Below are 14,014 nucleotides of genomic sequence, written 5' to 3'. Positions count from 1 at the left end.
CCATATTTAATCCAAAAAAAAGATTTATTTGCACCCGCTAATTTACCGTTACGAAACGGCTGTAAAAAACAAGTTATCAATCAGGTGAAGAGCGATATTTAACTACACTCAGATAAGAAGAATTGAATATCGCATGAATATTTAACATGATAAACGAAAACAAGATCATTGTCGGAAGCGAAGAGTGGTGTTCCCTTCCGGATTTAAACATTCCTGCTATTAAAGCCCGGGTTGATTCCGGTGCTAAAACTTCCTCCATTCACGCTATCAATATTCAGCCTTTCAAAAAAGAAGGTGTGCCGTGGGTCAATTTTGACATTCCCCCCATTCAGAATGATGGAAAAACGTCGGTGCATTGTGAAGCCGAAATTATTGACCGCCGGACCGTGAAGAGTTCGAGCGGTATAAGCGAACGACGCTATGTTATCAAGACAACGGTCGCTTTGGGCGAAGCTTCGTGGGAGATTGAACTGACGCTGGCCAACCGCGATTCGATGGGATATCGCATGTTGTTGGGACGGGAAGCTATGAGTGGCCGTATGCTCGTTGACCCGGAGGCTCGTTTTCTGTTCGGACAAAAATCGACAGCCCATTTGAATGAACTGTACCAGCCCAACCAACCAGCACGGCAGGGACTGAAAATCGGACTGCTGGCTTCCGACCCAAACCTGTACAGCAACCAGCGTATCCTGGAAGCGGGCGAATCACGCGGCCATGAAATGCACTTCCTGAATATCCGGCATTGTTATATGAAGCTGGATGCTACCAACCCGGAAATTCACTACCGCGGAGGACGGATTTTGAATGATTTGGATGCCGTTATTCCGCGTATCCGCCCCAGCCAGACTTTCTATGGATGTGCTTTGACGAGGCAGTTCGAAGCGTTGAAGATTTTTACGCTCAATTCGGCGTCAGCTATCAGCCAGTCGCGCGATAAGCTTTTCTCGCTGCAGTTGCTGTTGCAAAACGGTTTGGAGATTCCTACCACAGGTTTTGCCAATTCACCGCTCGACACATCCGATTTGATTAAAATGGTAGGCGGCTCGCCACTGATTGTGAAATTGCTGGAGGGAACGCAGGGCAAAGGAGTCGTTCTTACCGAGACGAAGAAGGCTGCCGAGAGCGTCATCAATGCATTCAAGAGCCTACATGCCAACATCCTCGTGCAGGAGTTTGTCAAGGAAGCCAATGGGAAAGATATCCGCTGCTTTGTGATCGATGGCAAAGTAGTGGCCTCCATTCAACGGGAAGCAGCGCCAGGCGAGTTCCGGGCCAACCTGCACCAGGGCGGAACAGCTTCAGTGGTAAAAGTAACGCCTGAAGAAAAGCGCATCGCCATCAAAGCAGCCAAAACCATGAACCTGAAAGTAGCAGGCGTGGATATCATTCGTTCGGCAAAGGGACCATTATTATTGGAAATCAATTCGTCGCCCGGACTGGAAGGTATCGAATCGGCAACCAACAAGGACGTGGCCGGGAAAATGATTGCCGCCATTGAAAAACACGTGGGCTGGAAAACGGAAAGGTAACCGTCCGGGTATAAACAGGAACGGATGCCATGCGGACGTGATATGACATCCCTTTATCATCTGTTTATCATCTCAGACACCTGACGTTGTCGAGTTGTTCAAAAAATAATTGTGATTTTTTAACAAATTTGAGTTCATATTATTCCTCTGTCAAAGAATGATAGCTTATTTTTGCGTTTTACATATTATATCATTAAAAATGACTAAATGGACTGATTGGACGCATTAAGATCACAAAGCCGTCGACAGTCAACTGTAAACAGCAGACATGAGACGGTGTATAACGCATAAAATAAACTGGTGGAAGAAAATAGCTCTCTCCGGCATCATTCTTTTCATTTCTGATGTTGTTTGGGCCGAAGGGGCAACCTACAATACCGTCCCGGCTTGCAAAGCCGATACGACCGCTCGCTTTCGCAACGTTCCCCAAAAACCACATAGCCTTCTCCACCAAATTGGCGTCGAAATTGATCCGAATTGCATTTTACCAACCAATTCTTTTCTGAATGGTGAAAATGTGAGCGGCCAACCCTACAAAAAATCGTTCTCGGCACATCTGAAATATTCATTCCGATTCGATCCCCGCTCGGCTTTCAGCCAGATTTACGGAAAACCCTACCAGGGAGTCGGACTCTCCTTGTACACCTTTGGCGATAAAACGTATTTGGGAAACCCGGCGGCACTATACCTGTTTCAGGGAGCGCAGATAAGCCAGTTCACCCGGAGGCTCTCGCTTAATTATGAATGGAATTTCGGATTATCGTTCGGGTGGCAACCTTACAACAGGGAAAACAATCCGTACAACACCGTGATTGGCTCAAAACTCAATGCTTACATCAATGGCGGCGTGTACTTAAACTGGATGCTTTCTCCAAAATTCGATCTGATCGGCGGGGTCTCATTCACTCATTTTTCCAACGCAAACACAAAGTATCCCAACGCCGGACTGAATACCACGGGATTGAAAACGGGACTGATCTATCGTGTAAACGGGGCTCATTCTCCTTCTCTTCCGGGAACATATCGACCGCTTGTTCCTTCATTTCCACGCCATGTTAGTTATGATTTGGTTTTTTTCGGCTCATGGCGCTGGAAAGGGGTGGCAGCCGGTGAGATACAGGTTCTCGCACCATATAAATACACTGTACTGGGCTTTAGTTTTGCCCCCATGTACAATTTCGGATACAAACTCAGGGCCGGGCTGTCGGTCGACGGTGTGTACGATGGCAGCGCCAATATCTATACTGTAGATGTCACCAACAACTCATGGTCCGGAGCTTCATTGTCCCGTCCCGAGCCGCCGTCTCAAGTGTTCGCATTCATCACTCCCCCCTTTGACCGGCAATGGTCGGTGGGAATTTCCGGACGGGTTGAGTATGTAATGCCCTACTTCTCCATTAACCTGGGTACAGGCGTGAATGTACTGAACAATGTGGGTGACCTCAAATCGTTTTACCAGTTGCTGGCACTAAAAATTGCTGTTACCCGCAGCTCATTTATTCATATTGGATACAATCTGAAAGACTTTCATGAGCCCAACTACCTGATGCTGGGCATTGGTTTCCGTTTTCATAACAAATATCCCCGCTTACACCGCTGATTTTTCCCTTAACGGGAAGAATAATACAGACAGGCAGGCTGATAGTCATACTTTGTTGGGGTATCGCCATCCTGGTGGTCTTCTACTTTGTGAGGGGAATTGCTACGCCAATTCTGAAGAATTATATCATCCGGATAAAGCGAACAAACAATCGATAACATCAATCGATTTCCAGCACCTCTCCGTCGAACCCCAGCTCCACTCCTTCCGGCAACTCTTTCTTCACTTCGCTGTGCAGGCCCATTTGGTGACTGATGTGTGTGATGTACGCTTTGCGCGGATGAATTTTCCCGACGATATCAATGGCTTCGCCCAGGCTCAGGTGCGAAATGTGCGGTTCTTTCCGCAAGGCATCTATGACCAGGACTTCTACCCCTTCCAGTTTTTCCAGTTCTTCGTCAGCAATCGTACTGAAATCAGTGAGGTAGGCAAATTTCCCCACACGAAAACCATAAACCGGCAACCGGTGATGAAAAACACGGACCGGAACGATATCCAAAGCCCCAATACTCAGAGCATCGCCATTGATAGGAACCAGGTTCATTTGCGGAATGCCAGGATATTTTTCTTCGCTGAAAACATAGTCAAAGATGATCCGTAAGTTCTTATCAACACGAGCTTCGCAATAAATATCCATCGGCGCTTTTCGAACCCAGTTGAAACTGCGAATATCATCCAGTCCGAAAATATGGTCGGCGTGTTCATGCGTCAGCAAAATAGCATCGATGTTATGGACCTTTTCACGTAGCATTTGCTGCCGGAAGTCGGGACCGGCATCAATTACCACACAAGTTCCCTTGTCTTCAATCATGACAGAACTCCTCAGTCGTTTATCCCGTGAATCAGTCGAACGGCACACTTCACAATTGCATGCAATCACCGGTACTCCCTGCGAAGTCCCGGTCCCAAGTAATGTTATTTTCATGTTGAGTTTTCTTTTTACGCTCCTTCCGGCTTTTCGCGGTAGCAGGATGACAGGTACATCAGGTACGGTACCATCATCATCCCCATCGCAGCCGGAGGGACTCCGCCCCGTGGCGGCAGCAATGTCAGGCTTACGGCTAGGGCAAATCCGTTAATCTTCAACAAAGCCGGCAACATGCCGCTTATTTGCCCGGGGGCATTCAATCCCTTTGCCCAGCCAGCGTTTTAGCGCCGAATCCGCCGCGATGCTGATTCCAAAAGTAGCAAAAAAAGTAACCACGGCGCAACATTGGGCCGGTAAGAAAAACATCCTGGTTGGAACCGATAACGGTATAAATAACCAAGGCGAATCCCCGGTTAGTCAAATTGCATCAAACCAGCCGGCAAAAATATTGTTTTTCGCTACCTTTGCTCAGATGGGAAAAATAGCAAATCTCTACCTCATACCAACGACGCTTGGCGACACCGGGCCCGGCAATGTCGTTCCCGCCACGCTCGTTGAAACCGTGCGGTCTCTTCGTTATTTTATCGTTGAAAACGTTCGTACGGCACGCCGCTATCTGAAAATGCTGGATCGCGATATCGACATTGATGCGCTGGAGTTTATGGAACTGAACAAACATACCGACCGGAAACAGTTAGAACGTTTCCTATATCCCGTTTTAAACGGAAACGATACCGGCATTATATCGGAAGCCGGTTGTCCCGGGGTGGCCGATCCCGGTGCTGAGGTAGTTAAACTGGCTCATGAGAAAGACATTCGCGTCATTCCCATGGTCGGGCCTTCATCTATCCTGCTTTCGCTGATGGCTTCCGGGATGAACGGGCAGAACTTCGCCTTTGTGGGTTATCTCCCCATCCCGAAAGGAGAACGGCAACGAGCCATTAAAGATTTAGAGCGCCGTTCGGCAAATGAACACCAAACACAGATTTTCATCGAGGCCCCTTACCGCAACATGAAACTGCTCGAAGATATTTTGCAGGCCTGCCACGACCAAACACGGCTTTGCATCGCTGCTGACATTACGCTGGAAAGTGAATACATCCGGACGCAAACCATTTCGGAATGGAAAAAAGGAGTGCCTGAATTGCACAAACGGCCAGCCATCTTTCTCCTTCATAAAGACTAATTTAGCCCGCTGTGGCCCGACAGATATTAACGACAATCGTTTCTCAATTTTATGAGCAAGATTTATCGCTACTCCATCGCATATGATTTCGTTCGCGCACTGGTAAAAACGTCACATCGGCTGTTTTACAGGAAAGCAACTGTAACCGGAAGGGAGAGGATTCCCAAATGCAGAGTTCGTTCTATTTTGTTTTGGGAATGCTGGCCTTTTCAGCCATGTATGTGGTAGGACAGTTGACGATGGGAAGACTATTTCCCGGCTGGTGGAAAGCGCTCTATCTTTTCGCTATGCCGGTGAGCGGTATATTTGCTTACCGATTGATTCGCAGCTGGAAAGTATCTCGAAACCGGCTTCGTCTGCGTTTTGGAGTATCGAAAGAACAAGAAAATCAGTTGCTCAACTCCAGGCAGGAAGTTATTTCCGCTTGTCAAAAAGCATTTTCTTTACCAGAAGAATAAAACTAAGCCAATGCGCTGTTTTGGTCACGCAATTGATTCATCATTTTAAACTCAAACTCGAAGTTAGGTGTAAATATATCTTTACCAAGATTCTTCTCAATCTGAGCGCGACTCCAGAATTTCCCTTCGGTGACTTCGTCTGAATGCAAATGGATTTTCTTGTAATCATATGAGAGGTAACTGTACACCAGCTCGGCTTCAACTTCGGTCTCCCATTTGTAACTGGCCACCGGGCGCGCCTGAAAACCGGTCAAACCAATTTCCTCATATGCCTCGCGCTTCAAGGCTGTTTCGACAGATTCACCGAAAGAAATATGACCGCCAACAGCGGTATCCCATTTACCGGGCTGTACCAATTTATTTTCCGGCCTTTTCTGCAGGTAAATATGCCCCTTCGGATTAACAACATGAAGATGAACAACCGGATGCAAAATCTTTTGACCGCTGTGACAAGCATGCCGGGGTGCTTTCCCAATCACTTTCCCTTCCTCATCAACCACCGGCAACCATTCCTCGTCTTCGGCAACAACCGGCGTTTCTCCCTGGTGGCGCTTGTTGCGAAACCATTCAATCACAAAATAGACAGCAAAAATAATGTAAAACAACCCGCCGCTAATGAACGCCCAGGCTGCTTCGCTCATGTAAAAGGCAGCGAAAACAATCAGTCCGGTATGCACCAGGAAAATCCAAAACATGTTCCGGAGATTCCGCTGCATCTGCACCTTTTGCTGCTCGTTAAACGAAACATCCTTCATGTAACGCCCGGCCATCATCTGAACGATATTCAATTTACCAAAGGCCGAAACACCCAAAACAGCACAAAGAATCAGTTCGATCAATGCGGGCTTCAGTTTGAAGAAGATATCGTTGTCGAGCAGAATGGAAATCAGCGAAAGGACCACCAGCAAAGCCGTATCAATAAGCACAAACTTTTCGAGCCGGCGCTCTTTGATTCCGGTTGCTATTAATTCGATAAGTCCGACGCCTACAGCTACTGCAATACCAACCTGCGTTCCCCAAATTTCATCCGCAAGGATAAAAACAAAAAGCGGGATAAAACCCGGCAACAGTTTTTTGATGAGCTCGGTGCGCGTCACGTCACTAATTTATTGATTGAAAAAAACCGCGGTGAAGTTCCGCGGTCCGTATTTAAAATTGTCGTTCGATTATCACCGGATCGGAACTGTTCTTTATCACTTTATGGACCGTGACATGGAACACAAGCGTCGAATAAGCGGGGACACCAGATTGAGGTGTTCCGCTATATCCCAGAGTTGATGGAATAATCCACACCGCTTTTTCCCCTTCTTTCATCTGCAGGATGGCTTCTTCCCAGCCTGAAATTACAGAGCCGGCGCCAACTGTAAAAGTGAATGGTTCAAAATTGCCAGAAGTATCAAATACATAACCATCATGAACTCCGGTTGAATCTGTACCTTCAATCAAATTTCCGGTATAAAATACCTTTACCTGATCACCATAAGCAATCGAATCGGCACCCGCCGGAGCATCTTGTTCTTTGATGACATAAAGTCCTGAGGGGGTTGGTTGTGCATCCGGATAATACTTAGCTATGTATTTATCCCGTAATTCCACTTCCAATTCCCTGGCTTTTTGGCGGCTTGTCTTACTGCAGGAAACAAACCCCACACCCAACACAACAACCAGTAATAGAAAATTTAATCCCCTACGTTTCATATATTTTATACGTTAACTATTCAAACTTACATGTGCCGGCCTTCAAATACCCTTATGCTCCGACGTTTTTGAAATTTCAGCGCTAATTTATTAAAATTCGGTTCACCTTGCCCATTCCTTTTCCGAATTCATTGTCTGAGTTTCCGGTGCTCATCTTTTAGTTTTGCAGAAAACTCAGGTAACAACTCTTCAAACTTCTTAATGGTTTCGGCGAGCGATAACCTTGATTCTCCCCCGGAAGCGTTTATATGACCTCCGCCGTTAAAATGCATATCGGAAAATTCGTTCGTTGGGAAACCTCCTTTTGAGCGGAAAGAGATTTTCACCAAATCGTCCTTTTCCATAAACAAGGCCGTAAATATCACATCACTTATCGAGAGCGGATAATTGACGAAACCTTCTGTATCACCCGGCTCAAAATGGTAGCGCTCCAGTTCTTCCCTGCTCAATGAGATATAGGCTGCATGGTATTCAGGAAGAACTTTCATTTTTTTATCCAGACTGTAACCTAAAAGCCGCATCCGTTGTGCTGAAAAGTTGTTGTAAACACGGTCATTAATTCGATCCTTATCGACTCCTTTCTCCAACAACCTGCTAACCACTTCGTACATATCGGGAGATGAAGCATTGTAACTAAAAGAGCCGGTGTCGGTAACCAATCCGGTGAACAATGCTTCGGCCGCATCCTTGTCGAGGTATTTATCCAGATCCAGACTTTCTACAAACCTGTATACCAATTCAGCGGTTGAGCTGGCCTCGGTATGCGAAAACATCAATTCTGTCACGTCAGCCGGATCGGGATGGTGATCAATCAGGATAATGGGTTTAGTTACCTTTTCAATAAGTGCTCCTAACTTATCACCAGCCCTGTCGGATGCGTTAAAGTCGAGCAAAAAAAACAAATCGGCATGATTGATAATTTTTTCACAAACGGCGGGTCCATGCTCGAACACCTTCACTTCATCCGTTCCGTTCACCCACTTCAAAAAGGCAGGATAATCTGTCGGCGAAATAACCGTTGGTGCATATCCGGCTTTCTTCAGCACCCGCCACAACCCCAAACTTGAACCAACAGCATCACCATCCGGATTCACATGTGGTATGATAACAATGTTCCGGACATTTTCACTCAGCGCTTCTTTTACTTTCGCTATAGTTTCGGGGGATAATTTTCTCAAAATTGATCGCTTTTTAAACGTAAGATGCAAAGATAGGAATATTGGTTGTTTCGCACCTGAACATTTTTAATTATTTCCCTGTCCCTTTACCGGAAGAAATTATAAAGCCTGAGACGGATCCAATTTCAGAAAAAACTGATACGATGTTTAACAGCAACTAATTATTAGCGGTCAGTCTATTCAATTTCCTAATTTTGATTGAAGAGAAATCTATGTGATTTTCGCACAAAAATACTGTTTGCCATCCGTTATAAACAAACAACCCCGATGAACTCATCGGTCCAACGGATGTTTCTGTTTGCAACTAAATTTATCAACATGGCTGGAAATACAACGCTAACGATGATTAAACCCGGAGCCGTTCGCCGTAACCTGATGGGGCCCATTCTCGGCATGATTACGGAACATGGTTTCAAAGTGGAAGCGCTTAAATTAACGAAATTATCGGCAAGGCAAGCCGCCAAATTTTATGAAGTCCACAGAGGAAAACCCTTTTACGATGGCCTAGTCAACTACATGTCTTCTGGTCCCATCGTGGCTGCCATCCTAAGGAAAGACAATGCTGTGGCTGAATTCCGGAAACTCATCGGCAACACCGATCCGGGAAAAGCCAGCGAAGGTACCATACGAAAATTATTTGCCGAGTCGCTTTCGCACAATGCTGTTCATGGTTCCGACAGTGACGAAAATGCGGTTAAAGAAGCTGCTTTTTTCTTCTCGGAAACGGAAAGATTTTGCCCGGAAGAATGGCATTGCGATGAAGAAGTGGAAGATTACCCGCAATAAAATAGTTAATCCTTTCGGATGAAATAAAACCTGCTTCAATTGAGGCAGGTTTTTCTTTTGCAATAATCATTCATCTGAAAATCAATCCCATCAAAGTGTTCTGCCCATTGTACAGAAAATCATTATATTGAGGCGCTTAATCAATAGATCTATCCGAATCATGAGAAATCACTTGTACTTCGTCACCTTTGTGGCAGCCCTGGGCGGACTGATGTTTGGATTCGAGACTGCCGTCATCAACGGAACAATTTTTTATGTGCAGCAGTTCTTTGGCTTTTCCGAAGCGATGAAAGGTGTGGTCGTGAGTATGGCCCTGGTTGGCTGTATCATTGGAGCACTTTTCGTTGGGAAACCCGGCGATATTTTTGGCCGTCGGCAGATGCTGAAACTAATGGCTGTTATGTTTCTCCTTTCGATGATTGGTGCCGGATTGGCTACCAACCTGACCGTTTTCATTACGGCCCGTTTAATTGGCGGAATTGCGGTAGGTGGCGCATCGGTGCTAACTCCCATGTATATCTCGGAAATTGCCCCGCCCAAACTGCGCGGACGTCTGGTTGCCACTAACCAGCTGGCAATTGTTTCCGGTATTTTGATGGCATTTTTCTCCAACTACATTATCGACAGCATTGGGCACAGCAACTGGCGTTGGATGTTTCTGGCCGGGACCATCCCTTCAGGCGTTTATTTCCTTCTACTATTCTTTATCGACAGGAGTCCGCGCTGGCTGGTTAAAATGAACCGAATCGAAGAAGCACTCACTGTTATCCGGAAAGTGAACCCTTACGAAAATGCTGAGGTTTTGATGCACCAAATCAAAGATTCGCTCAACCAGGAGGTAATGAAGAAATACTCTTTCATGTTCAAGCCACCCTATCTGAAACTGGTGCTGATTGGCATTGCCGTCGGGATGTTTAACCAAATGGCCGGAATCAATGTCATCATGTATTACTCGACAGATATCTTCCGGGTTGCCGGTTTCTCCGCCGAATCCGCCATGTACCAGTCGGTGTTGATTGGAGTAACTAACCTGGTCTTTACCATTGTTGCCATGATTTTTATCGATCGGTTCGGGCGTAAATTCCTGCTTTATGTGGGGGCTACCGGTATGTCTGTATTTCTCGGACTATTTGCCTGGTCGTACATTACCGGCAATTATGCAGGATACCAGTTGTTGGCATACCTTGTTGGGTACATTGCGTTTTTCGCGTTCTCACAAGGAGCCGTTATTTGGGTTATCCTGTCGGAAATGTTCCCCAACAATGTTCGTTCACGTGGAGCAGCCATCGGATCTTTCTCTCACTGGTTTTTCAACTTTGTGATTGCCCTGTTGTTTCCGGTGGTATCGGCAAAAATTGGCGTCGGATGGGTTTTTGCCTTCTTCTTCGCCGCGACATTGTTAAGTATCCTGTTTTATCACTTTGCATTAGTCGAAACAAAAGGCAAATCGTTGGAAGAATTGGAAATAGAAACCATTGGCCGAAAAGTTTCTTCCTGATTTCCCCGTAACAGATAATTTTTAAATTTTTCATATCCATGATACACGAAACCCTTAGGAAATACTTCGGTTACGAAACCTTCAGGCCTTTACAGGAAGAGATTATCCAGGCAATACTTGATGGTAGCGATTGTTTGGCCATTATGCCTACCGGCGGTGGAAAATCCCTTTGTTTTCAGCTTCCGGCTTTAGTACAGAAAGGAACAGCCATTGTCATTTCGCCGCTCATCTCCCTGATGAAAGACCAGGTAGATGCGCTACGTGCCAACGGAATCGGCGCAGCCTACCTGAATTCGACCATATCAGCTTCGGAATCGGTTCAGATCTTCCGGGATGTTATTTCAGCGAAAATCAAATTATTGTATGTTTCTCCTGAAAAACTGCTTTCACAGGATTTTTACCGCCAAATCAAAACCATCGATATCAGCCTGTTTGCCGTTGACGAAGCGCATTGTATTTCCCAGTGGGGGCACGATTTCAGGCCCGAATACACGCAGCTAAACTTTCTTTCGCGCGAATTCAAGGTTCCCATTATAGCACTGACAGCAACAGCCGACCGTATCACCCGGAACGATATTATACGGCAATTGGGTTTGCGGAAGCCTCAGACATTCATTAGTTCGTTCGACCGCGAAAACCTGAGCATCACCGTTCTTCCCGGAAGGGAAAAATATGAAAACATCAAACGGTTTGTTGGCAAACGAAAAAACCAGGCCGGCATCATTTACTGTCTGAGCCGAAAACAAACTGAGCAACTGGCCAACAATCTTAATAGCGAAGGGCTTGACGCCGTAAGTTATCATGCCGGCATGAAAGGTTCGGAACGGCAGGCTGCTCAGGATGATTTCATCAACGATCGTGTTCAGATTGTTTGCGCCACGGTAGCATTTGGGATGGGTATCGATAAGCCGAATGTCCGCTGGGTAATTCATTACAACCTGCCGAAAAACCTTGAAAGTTATTACCAGGAAATCGGACGGGCAGGCCGTGACGGACTTCCGGCTGATACCCTGCTTTTTTACTCCTACCGGGATGTACTAACACTGAAACGGTTTATTGAAGAAAGTAACCAGAAAGATTTGCTGACCCGGAAGCTGGAACGAATGCAGCAATTTGCCGATGCACGGACTTGCCGGCGAAGGGTTTTGCTCAACTATTTCAACGAAGGTTACGATAAGGATTGTGGAAATTGCGATGTTTGCCAGAATCCGCCGGAAGTTTTTGATGGCACCGTCATTGCACAGAAAGCGCTTTCTGCCATTGCGAGAGTAAAAGAACAGATATCTTCGGGATTGTTAATTGACATTCTGCGAGGTTCTGCCCGAAAGGAACTGGTTGATAATGGCTGGTCCGAAATCAAAACGTACGGTGCTGGTCGTGATATTTCTTACCGGGATTGGCAGGAGTACCTGTTACAGATGCTCAACATAGGGTTATTCGAAGTAGCTTATAACGACGGAAACAAACTGAAACTAACGTCGCTGAGCCGGGATGTCCTTTTTGATGGAAAGAAAATCAACCTGGTTTCACCCGAAGAAGCAGAAAATCGCTGGAAGCAGCAACAGGAAAAGAAGCAGCCACAAAGCAAGGTGGAAGAACTGGACAATGCGCTGTTCGAGCACCTCCGAAGTGTTCGGAAAAACCTGGCGACAGAACGGAATGTCCCACCCTACATCATCTTTTCCGATGCCACGTTGAAGCAAATGGCAACCACTAAACCAACCACCGAATTTGCCATGCGGCAGATTTCCGGTGTTGGCGAATTCAAGTATGAACAGTTTGGCATCATCTTCATACGGGCCATCATGGATTTCAACCAGTTTGGCAATACGAATGACAAGAAAGCAGCCAATCGGTATCAAACAACCTACAATTTCCTGAAAAAGGGATACACACCTGAAGAAATTGCCGAACGGTTAAACCTGAATATTGTTACGGTTTGCTCGCACCTGGCTTATTTGTACCAAAGCGATTACGACATCTCGTTGCAGGAATTTCTCGAAAAGGAAGAGCTACAAAAAATTGAAGAAGCGTTACGGACACCCGGTTTAAAACATGAGTTAAAACCAATTTACGAGCACCTGAACGGTAAAATTCCATACCATAAAATTCGGCTGGGATTGAGCATTGCGAAGAAGGAACAATATTAATTCGGTAGAATATGTTCGCGAACAAATTCCTTCCATTCGTCTAGTATGAGTGTGTTGGGGGCACCGTAAACAGCTTCGATATCAGTCGTACTGTTCTTTTCCGCCAGGTAACCACTCCAGCACATAAACCAACAATATTCCGGCTGATTTGCCAGCGTATCAGGTGGTGGCAATTTTCCCACTTCGCCCAAACCAATTGGTTTTCCATTGGCCAGCGTCAGTAAATCCTGATAATCGGAGCGCTGGAAATTTTCGCTGTATACGTCCGTTGCCAATACATCTACCACGTCGTCACCCGGATAAAAATCAGAATAAGGCTTTATGTTATTCCGGATTTCTGTTCCATTGAAAACCCAGATAAGGTTATTTAGGTGATGAAGATTAACGAAGCGGTCGAACAACATCCTGTAGAGCTTTTTGTACCGGTCCGGATTGCCACACCACCAAAACCAATCACCATTTGGTTCATGATAGGGGCGCCACAAAACAGGTACGCCGGCATCGCGCAGTTCGGCCAGATAACCGGCAATCACATCAACCTGATTGCACCAACGTTTATGAAGACGTGTTCCGGGCGTGAGCAGCTTGTTCCATTGCGCCCCGGTCAACCTGGCCATCACATTGTCGTCGAAGGTTCCCGGCTCATCATCAATCGGGCGGATGGCATGCCACATCAGGGTGATTACAAATCCCTGATGATATTTGCGAACCGCTTCTTCCATATTCCGCTGTCTGAAATTAATGCCATCGAGCGAATTGGCCAGGCTTTGACCAAATTCCTGTCCCCAAACAGCCGGATAATAGCCGGTCAGCTGTTTCGCCTCTTCGGTTCGTCCTGAAATAAAAACCGGTTGATTATGCTGCCCCGTTAAAGTATATTTTCCACTAACATCGTACAGCAATTGCAATAATTGCTTCGCCCCGGGTGAAGCATCCGGGTCCACCGTAAATGCACCGGGTGCCCACTCAAAAGAAAACTCCTCTCCCCTTTCACAACCTGAAATGAGACTCGTCAGCAAAAGCAAAAGAAATAACTTGCGCATACCCGTATAGAGTTTTGCAC

The 14,014-nt window shown here is 46.2% G+C and carries 13 protein-coding genes and 1 pseudogene; 8 read left to right on the top strand and 6 right to left on the bottom strand.

All coding sequences use genetic code 11. From position 1 onward, the window contains the following. Positions 1 to 146: 146 nt before the first annotated feature. The 3 genes and pseudogenes from GJU82_RS17855 to GJU82_RS02875 all read left to right on the top strand — a co-directional run. Positions 147 to 557, top strand: a pseudogene (locus tag GJU82_RS17855) (ATP-dependent zinc protease); the annotation flags it as partial. 78 nt (positions 558 to 635) lie between these two features. Then, positions 636 to 1,529 carry a 30S ribosomal protein S6--L-glutamate ligase gene (gene rimK, locus GJU82_RS17850; protein WP_373921447.1) on the top strand — a complete coding sequence of 298 codons (894 nt, stop codon included), beginning with the start codon at positions 636 to 638 and terminating at the stop codon, positions 1,527 to 1,529. A gap of 268 nt (positions 1,530 to 1,797) precedes the next feature. Continuing rightward, positions 1,798 to 3,129, top strand: a complete 1,332-nt coding sequence (locus tag GJU82_RS02875) for an acyloxyacyl hydrolase (protein WP_153630773.1) — start codon at positions 1,798 to 1,800, stop codon at positions 3,127 to 3,129. 160 nt (positions 3,130 to 3,289) lie between these two features. Here the strand turns inward: GJU82_RS02875 and GJU82_RS02870 are convergent, their stop codons facing one another. Together GJU82_RS02870 and GJU82_RS02865 are read right to left on the bottom strand one after the other, a co-directional pair. Continuing rightward, the gene (locus GJU82_RS02870; protein WP_153630772.1) at positions 3,290 to 4,054 is read right to left on the bottom strand and encodes an MBL fold metallo-hydrolase; all 765 of its coding nucleotides are present in this window, start codon (positions 4,052 to 4,054) and stop codon (positions 3,290 to 3,292) included. A gap of 14 nt (positions 4,055 to 4,068) precedes the next feature. Next, complete coding sequence (locus GJU82_RS02865; RefSeq protein WP_153630771.1) at positions 4,069 to 4,230, bottom strand: hypothetical protein; 162 nt, start codon at positions 4,228 to 4,230, stop codon at positions 4,069 to 4,071. A gap of 68 nt (positions 4,231 to 4,298) precedes the next feature. On the opposite strand from GJU82_RS02865, the gene GJU82_RS02860 reads away from it, so the two are divergent. Both GJU82_RS02860 and GJU82_RS02855 read left to right on the top strand, forming a co-directional pair. After that, positions 4,299 to 5,183, top strand: a complete 885-nt coding sequence (locus GJU82_RS02860; protein WP_228488539.1) for an SAM-dependent methyltransferase — start codon at positions 4,299 to 4,301, stop codon at positions 5,181 to 5,183. A 167-nt stretch (positions 5,184 to 5,350) separates the two neighbouring features. Continuing rightward, the gene (locus tag GJU82_RS02855; protein ID WP_153630770.1) at positions 5,351 to 5,641 is read left to right on the top strand and encodes a hypothetical protein; all 291 of its coding nucleotides are present in this window, start codon (positions 5,351 to 5,353) and stop codon (positions 5,639 to 5,641) included. A gap of 2 nt (positions 5,642 to 5,643) precedes the next feature. Here GJU82_RS02855 and GJU82_RS17345 read toward each other — a convergent pair whose 3' ends face one another. The 3 genes from GJU82_RS17345 to GJU82_RS02840 form a co-directional block, all read right to left on the bottom strand. Beyond that, a complete protein-coding gene (locus GJU82_RS17345; RefSeq protein ID WP_153630769.1) occupies positions 5,644 to 6,738 on the bottom strand; it encodes an NUDIX domain-containing protein in 1,095 nt (364 codons plus the stop codon). Between the two features lie 52 nt (positions 6,739 to 6,790). Further along, positions 6,791 to 7,339: an FKBP-type peptidyl-prolyl cis-trans isomerase gene (locus GJU82_RS02845; protein WP_153630768.1), complete on the bottom strand. Its 549-nt coding sequence runs from the start codon at positions 7,337 to 7,339 to the stop codon at positions 6,791 to 6,793. Positions 7,340 to 7,467: 128 nt separating this feature from the next. After that, positions 7,468 to 8,517: a bifunctional oligoribonuclease/PAP phosphatase NrnA gene (locus GJU82_RS02840; protein ID WP_153630767.1), complete on the bottom strand. Its 1,050-nt coding sequence runs from the start codon at positions 8,515 to 8,517 to the stop codon at positions 7,468 to 7,470. Between the two features lie 267 nt (positions 8,518 to 8,784). Between GJU82_RS02840 and ndk the strand changes: the two genes are divergently transcribed. The 3 genes from ndk to recQ all read left to right on the top strand — a co-directional run bounded on the left by ndk (position 8,785) and on the right by recQ (position 12,951). Next, on the top strand, positions 8,785 to 9,303 hold the full coding sequence (gene ndk / locus GJU82_RS02835; protein WP_228488538.1) for a nucleoside-diphosphate kinase: 519 nt from the start codon (positions 8,785 to 8,787) through the stop codon (positions 9,301 to 9,303). A 160-nt stretch (positions 9,304 to 9,463) separates the two neighbouring features. Beyond that, on the top strand, positions 9,464 to 10,801 hold the full coding sequence (locus tag GJU82_RS02830; protein WP_153630766.1) for a sugar porter family MFS transporter: 1,338 nt from the start codon (positions 9,464 to 9,466) through the stop codon (positions 10,799 to 10,801). A gap of 38 nt (positions 10,802 to 10,839) precedes the next feature. Then, positions 10,840 to 12,951 (top strand): DNA helicase RecQ, encoded by a 2,112-nt coding sequence (gene recQ / locus GJU82_RS02825; protein WP_153630765.1) that lies wholly within the window; start codon positions 10,840 to 10,842, stop codon positions 12,949 to 12,951. Here the strand turns inward: recQ and GJU82_RS02820 are convergent. Beyond that, positions 12,948 to 13,994 carry a glycosyl hydrolase gene (locus GJU82_RS02820; protein ID WP_153630764.1) on the bottom strand — a complete coding sequence of 349 codons (1,047 nt, stop codon included), beginning with the start codon at positions 13,992 to 13,994 and terminating at the stop codon, positions 12,948 to 12,950. The genes recQ and GJU82_RS02820 overlap by 4 nt on opposite strands. Positions 13,995 to 14,014: the final 20 nt, after the last annotated feature.

This window comes from Prolixibacter sp. SD074 (assembly GCF_009617895.1).
In the GTDB taxonomy this organism is placed as follows: domain Bacteria; phylum Bacteroidota; class Bacteroidia; order Bacteroidales; family Prolixibacteraceae; genus Prolixibacter.
This window is presented reverse-complemented; position numbering and strand designations above follow the sequence as displayed.

Excerpts from the sequence above, each read along its gene's own strand:
- GJU82_RS02875 (WP_153630773.1), top strand. The coding sequence starts at position 1,798 with ATGAGACGGTGTATAACGCATAAAATAAACTGGTGGAAGAAAATAGCT.
- GJU82_RS02870 (WP_153630772.1), bottom strand. The coding sequence starts at position 4,054 with ATGAAAATAACATTACTTGGGACCGGGACTTCGCAGGGAGTACCGGTG.
- GJU82_RS02865 (WP_153630771.1), bottom strand. The coding sequence starts at position 4,230 with ATGTTGCCGGCTTTGTTGAAGATTAACGGATTTGCCCTAGCCGTAAGC.
- GJU82_RS02860 (WP_228488539.1), top strand. The coding sequence starts at position 4,299 with ATGCTGATTCCAAAAGTAGCAAAAAAAGTAACCACGGCGCAACATTGG.
- GJU82_RS02855 (WP_153630770.1), top strand. The coding sequence starts at position 5,351 with ATGCAGAGTTCGTTCTATTTTGTTTTGGGAATGCTGGCCTTTTCAGCC.
- GJU82_RS02845 (WP_153630768.1), bottom strand. The coding sequence starts at position 7,339 with ATGAAACGTAGGGGATTAAATTTTCTATTACTGGTTGTTGTGTTGGGT.
- ndk (WP_228488538.1), top strand. The coding sequence starts at position 8,785 with ATGAACTCATCGGTCCAACGGATGTTTCTGTTTGCAACTAAATTTATC.
- GJU82_RS02830 (WP_153630766.1), top strand. The coding sequence starts at position 9,464 with ATGAGAAATCACTTGTACTTCGTCACCTTTGTGGCAGCCCTGGGCGGA.
- recQ (WP_153630765.1), top strand. The coding sequence starts at position 10,840 with ATGATACACGAAACCCTTAGGAAATACTTCGGTTACGAAACCTTCAGG.
- GJU82_RS02820 (WP_153630764.1), bottom strand. The coding sequence starts at position 13,994 with ATGCGCAAGTTATTTCTTTTGCTTTTGCTGACGAGTCTCATTTCAGGT.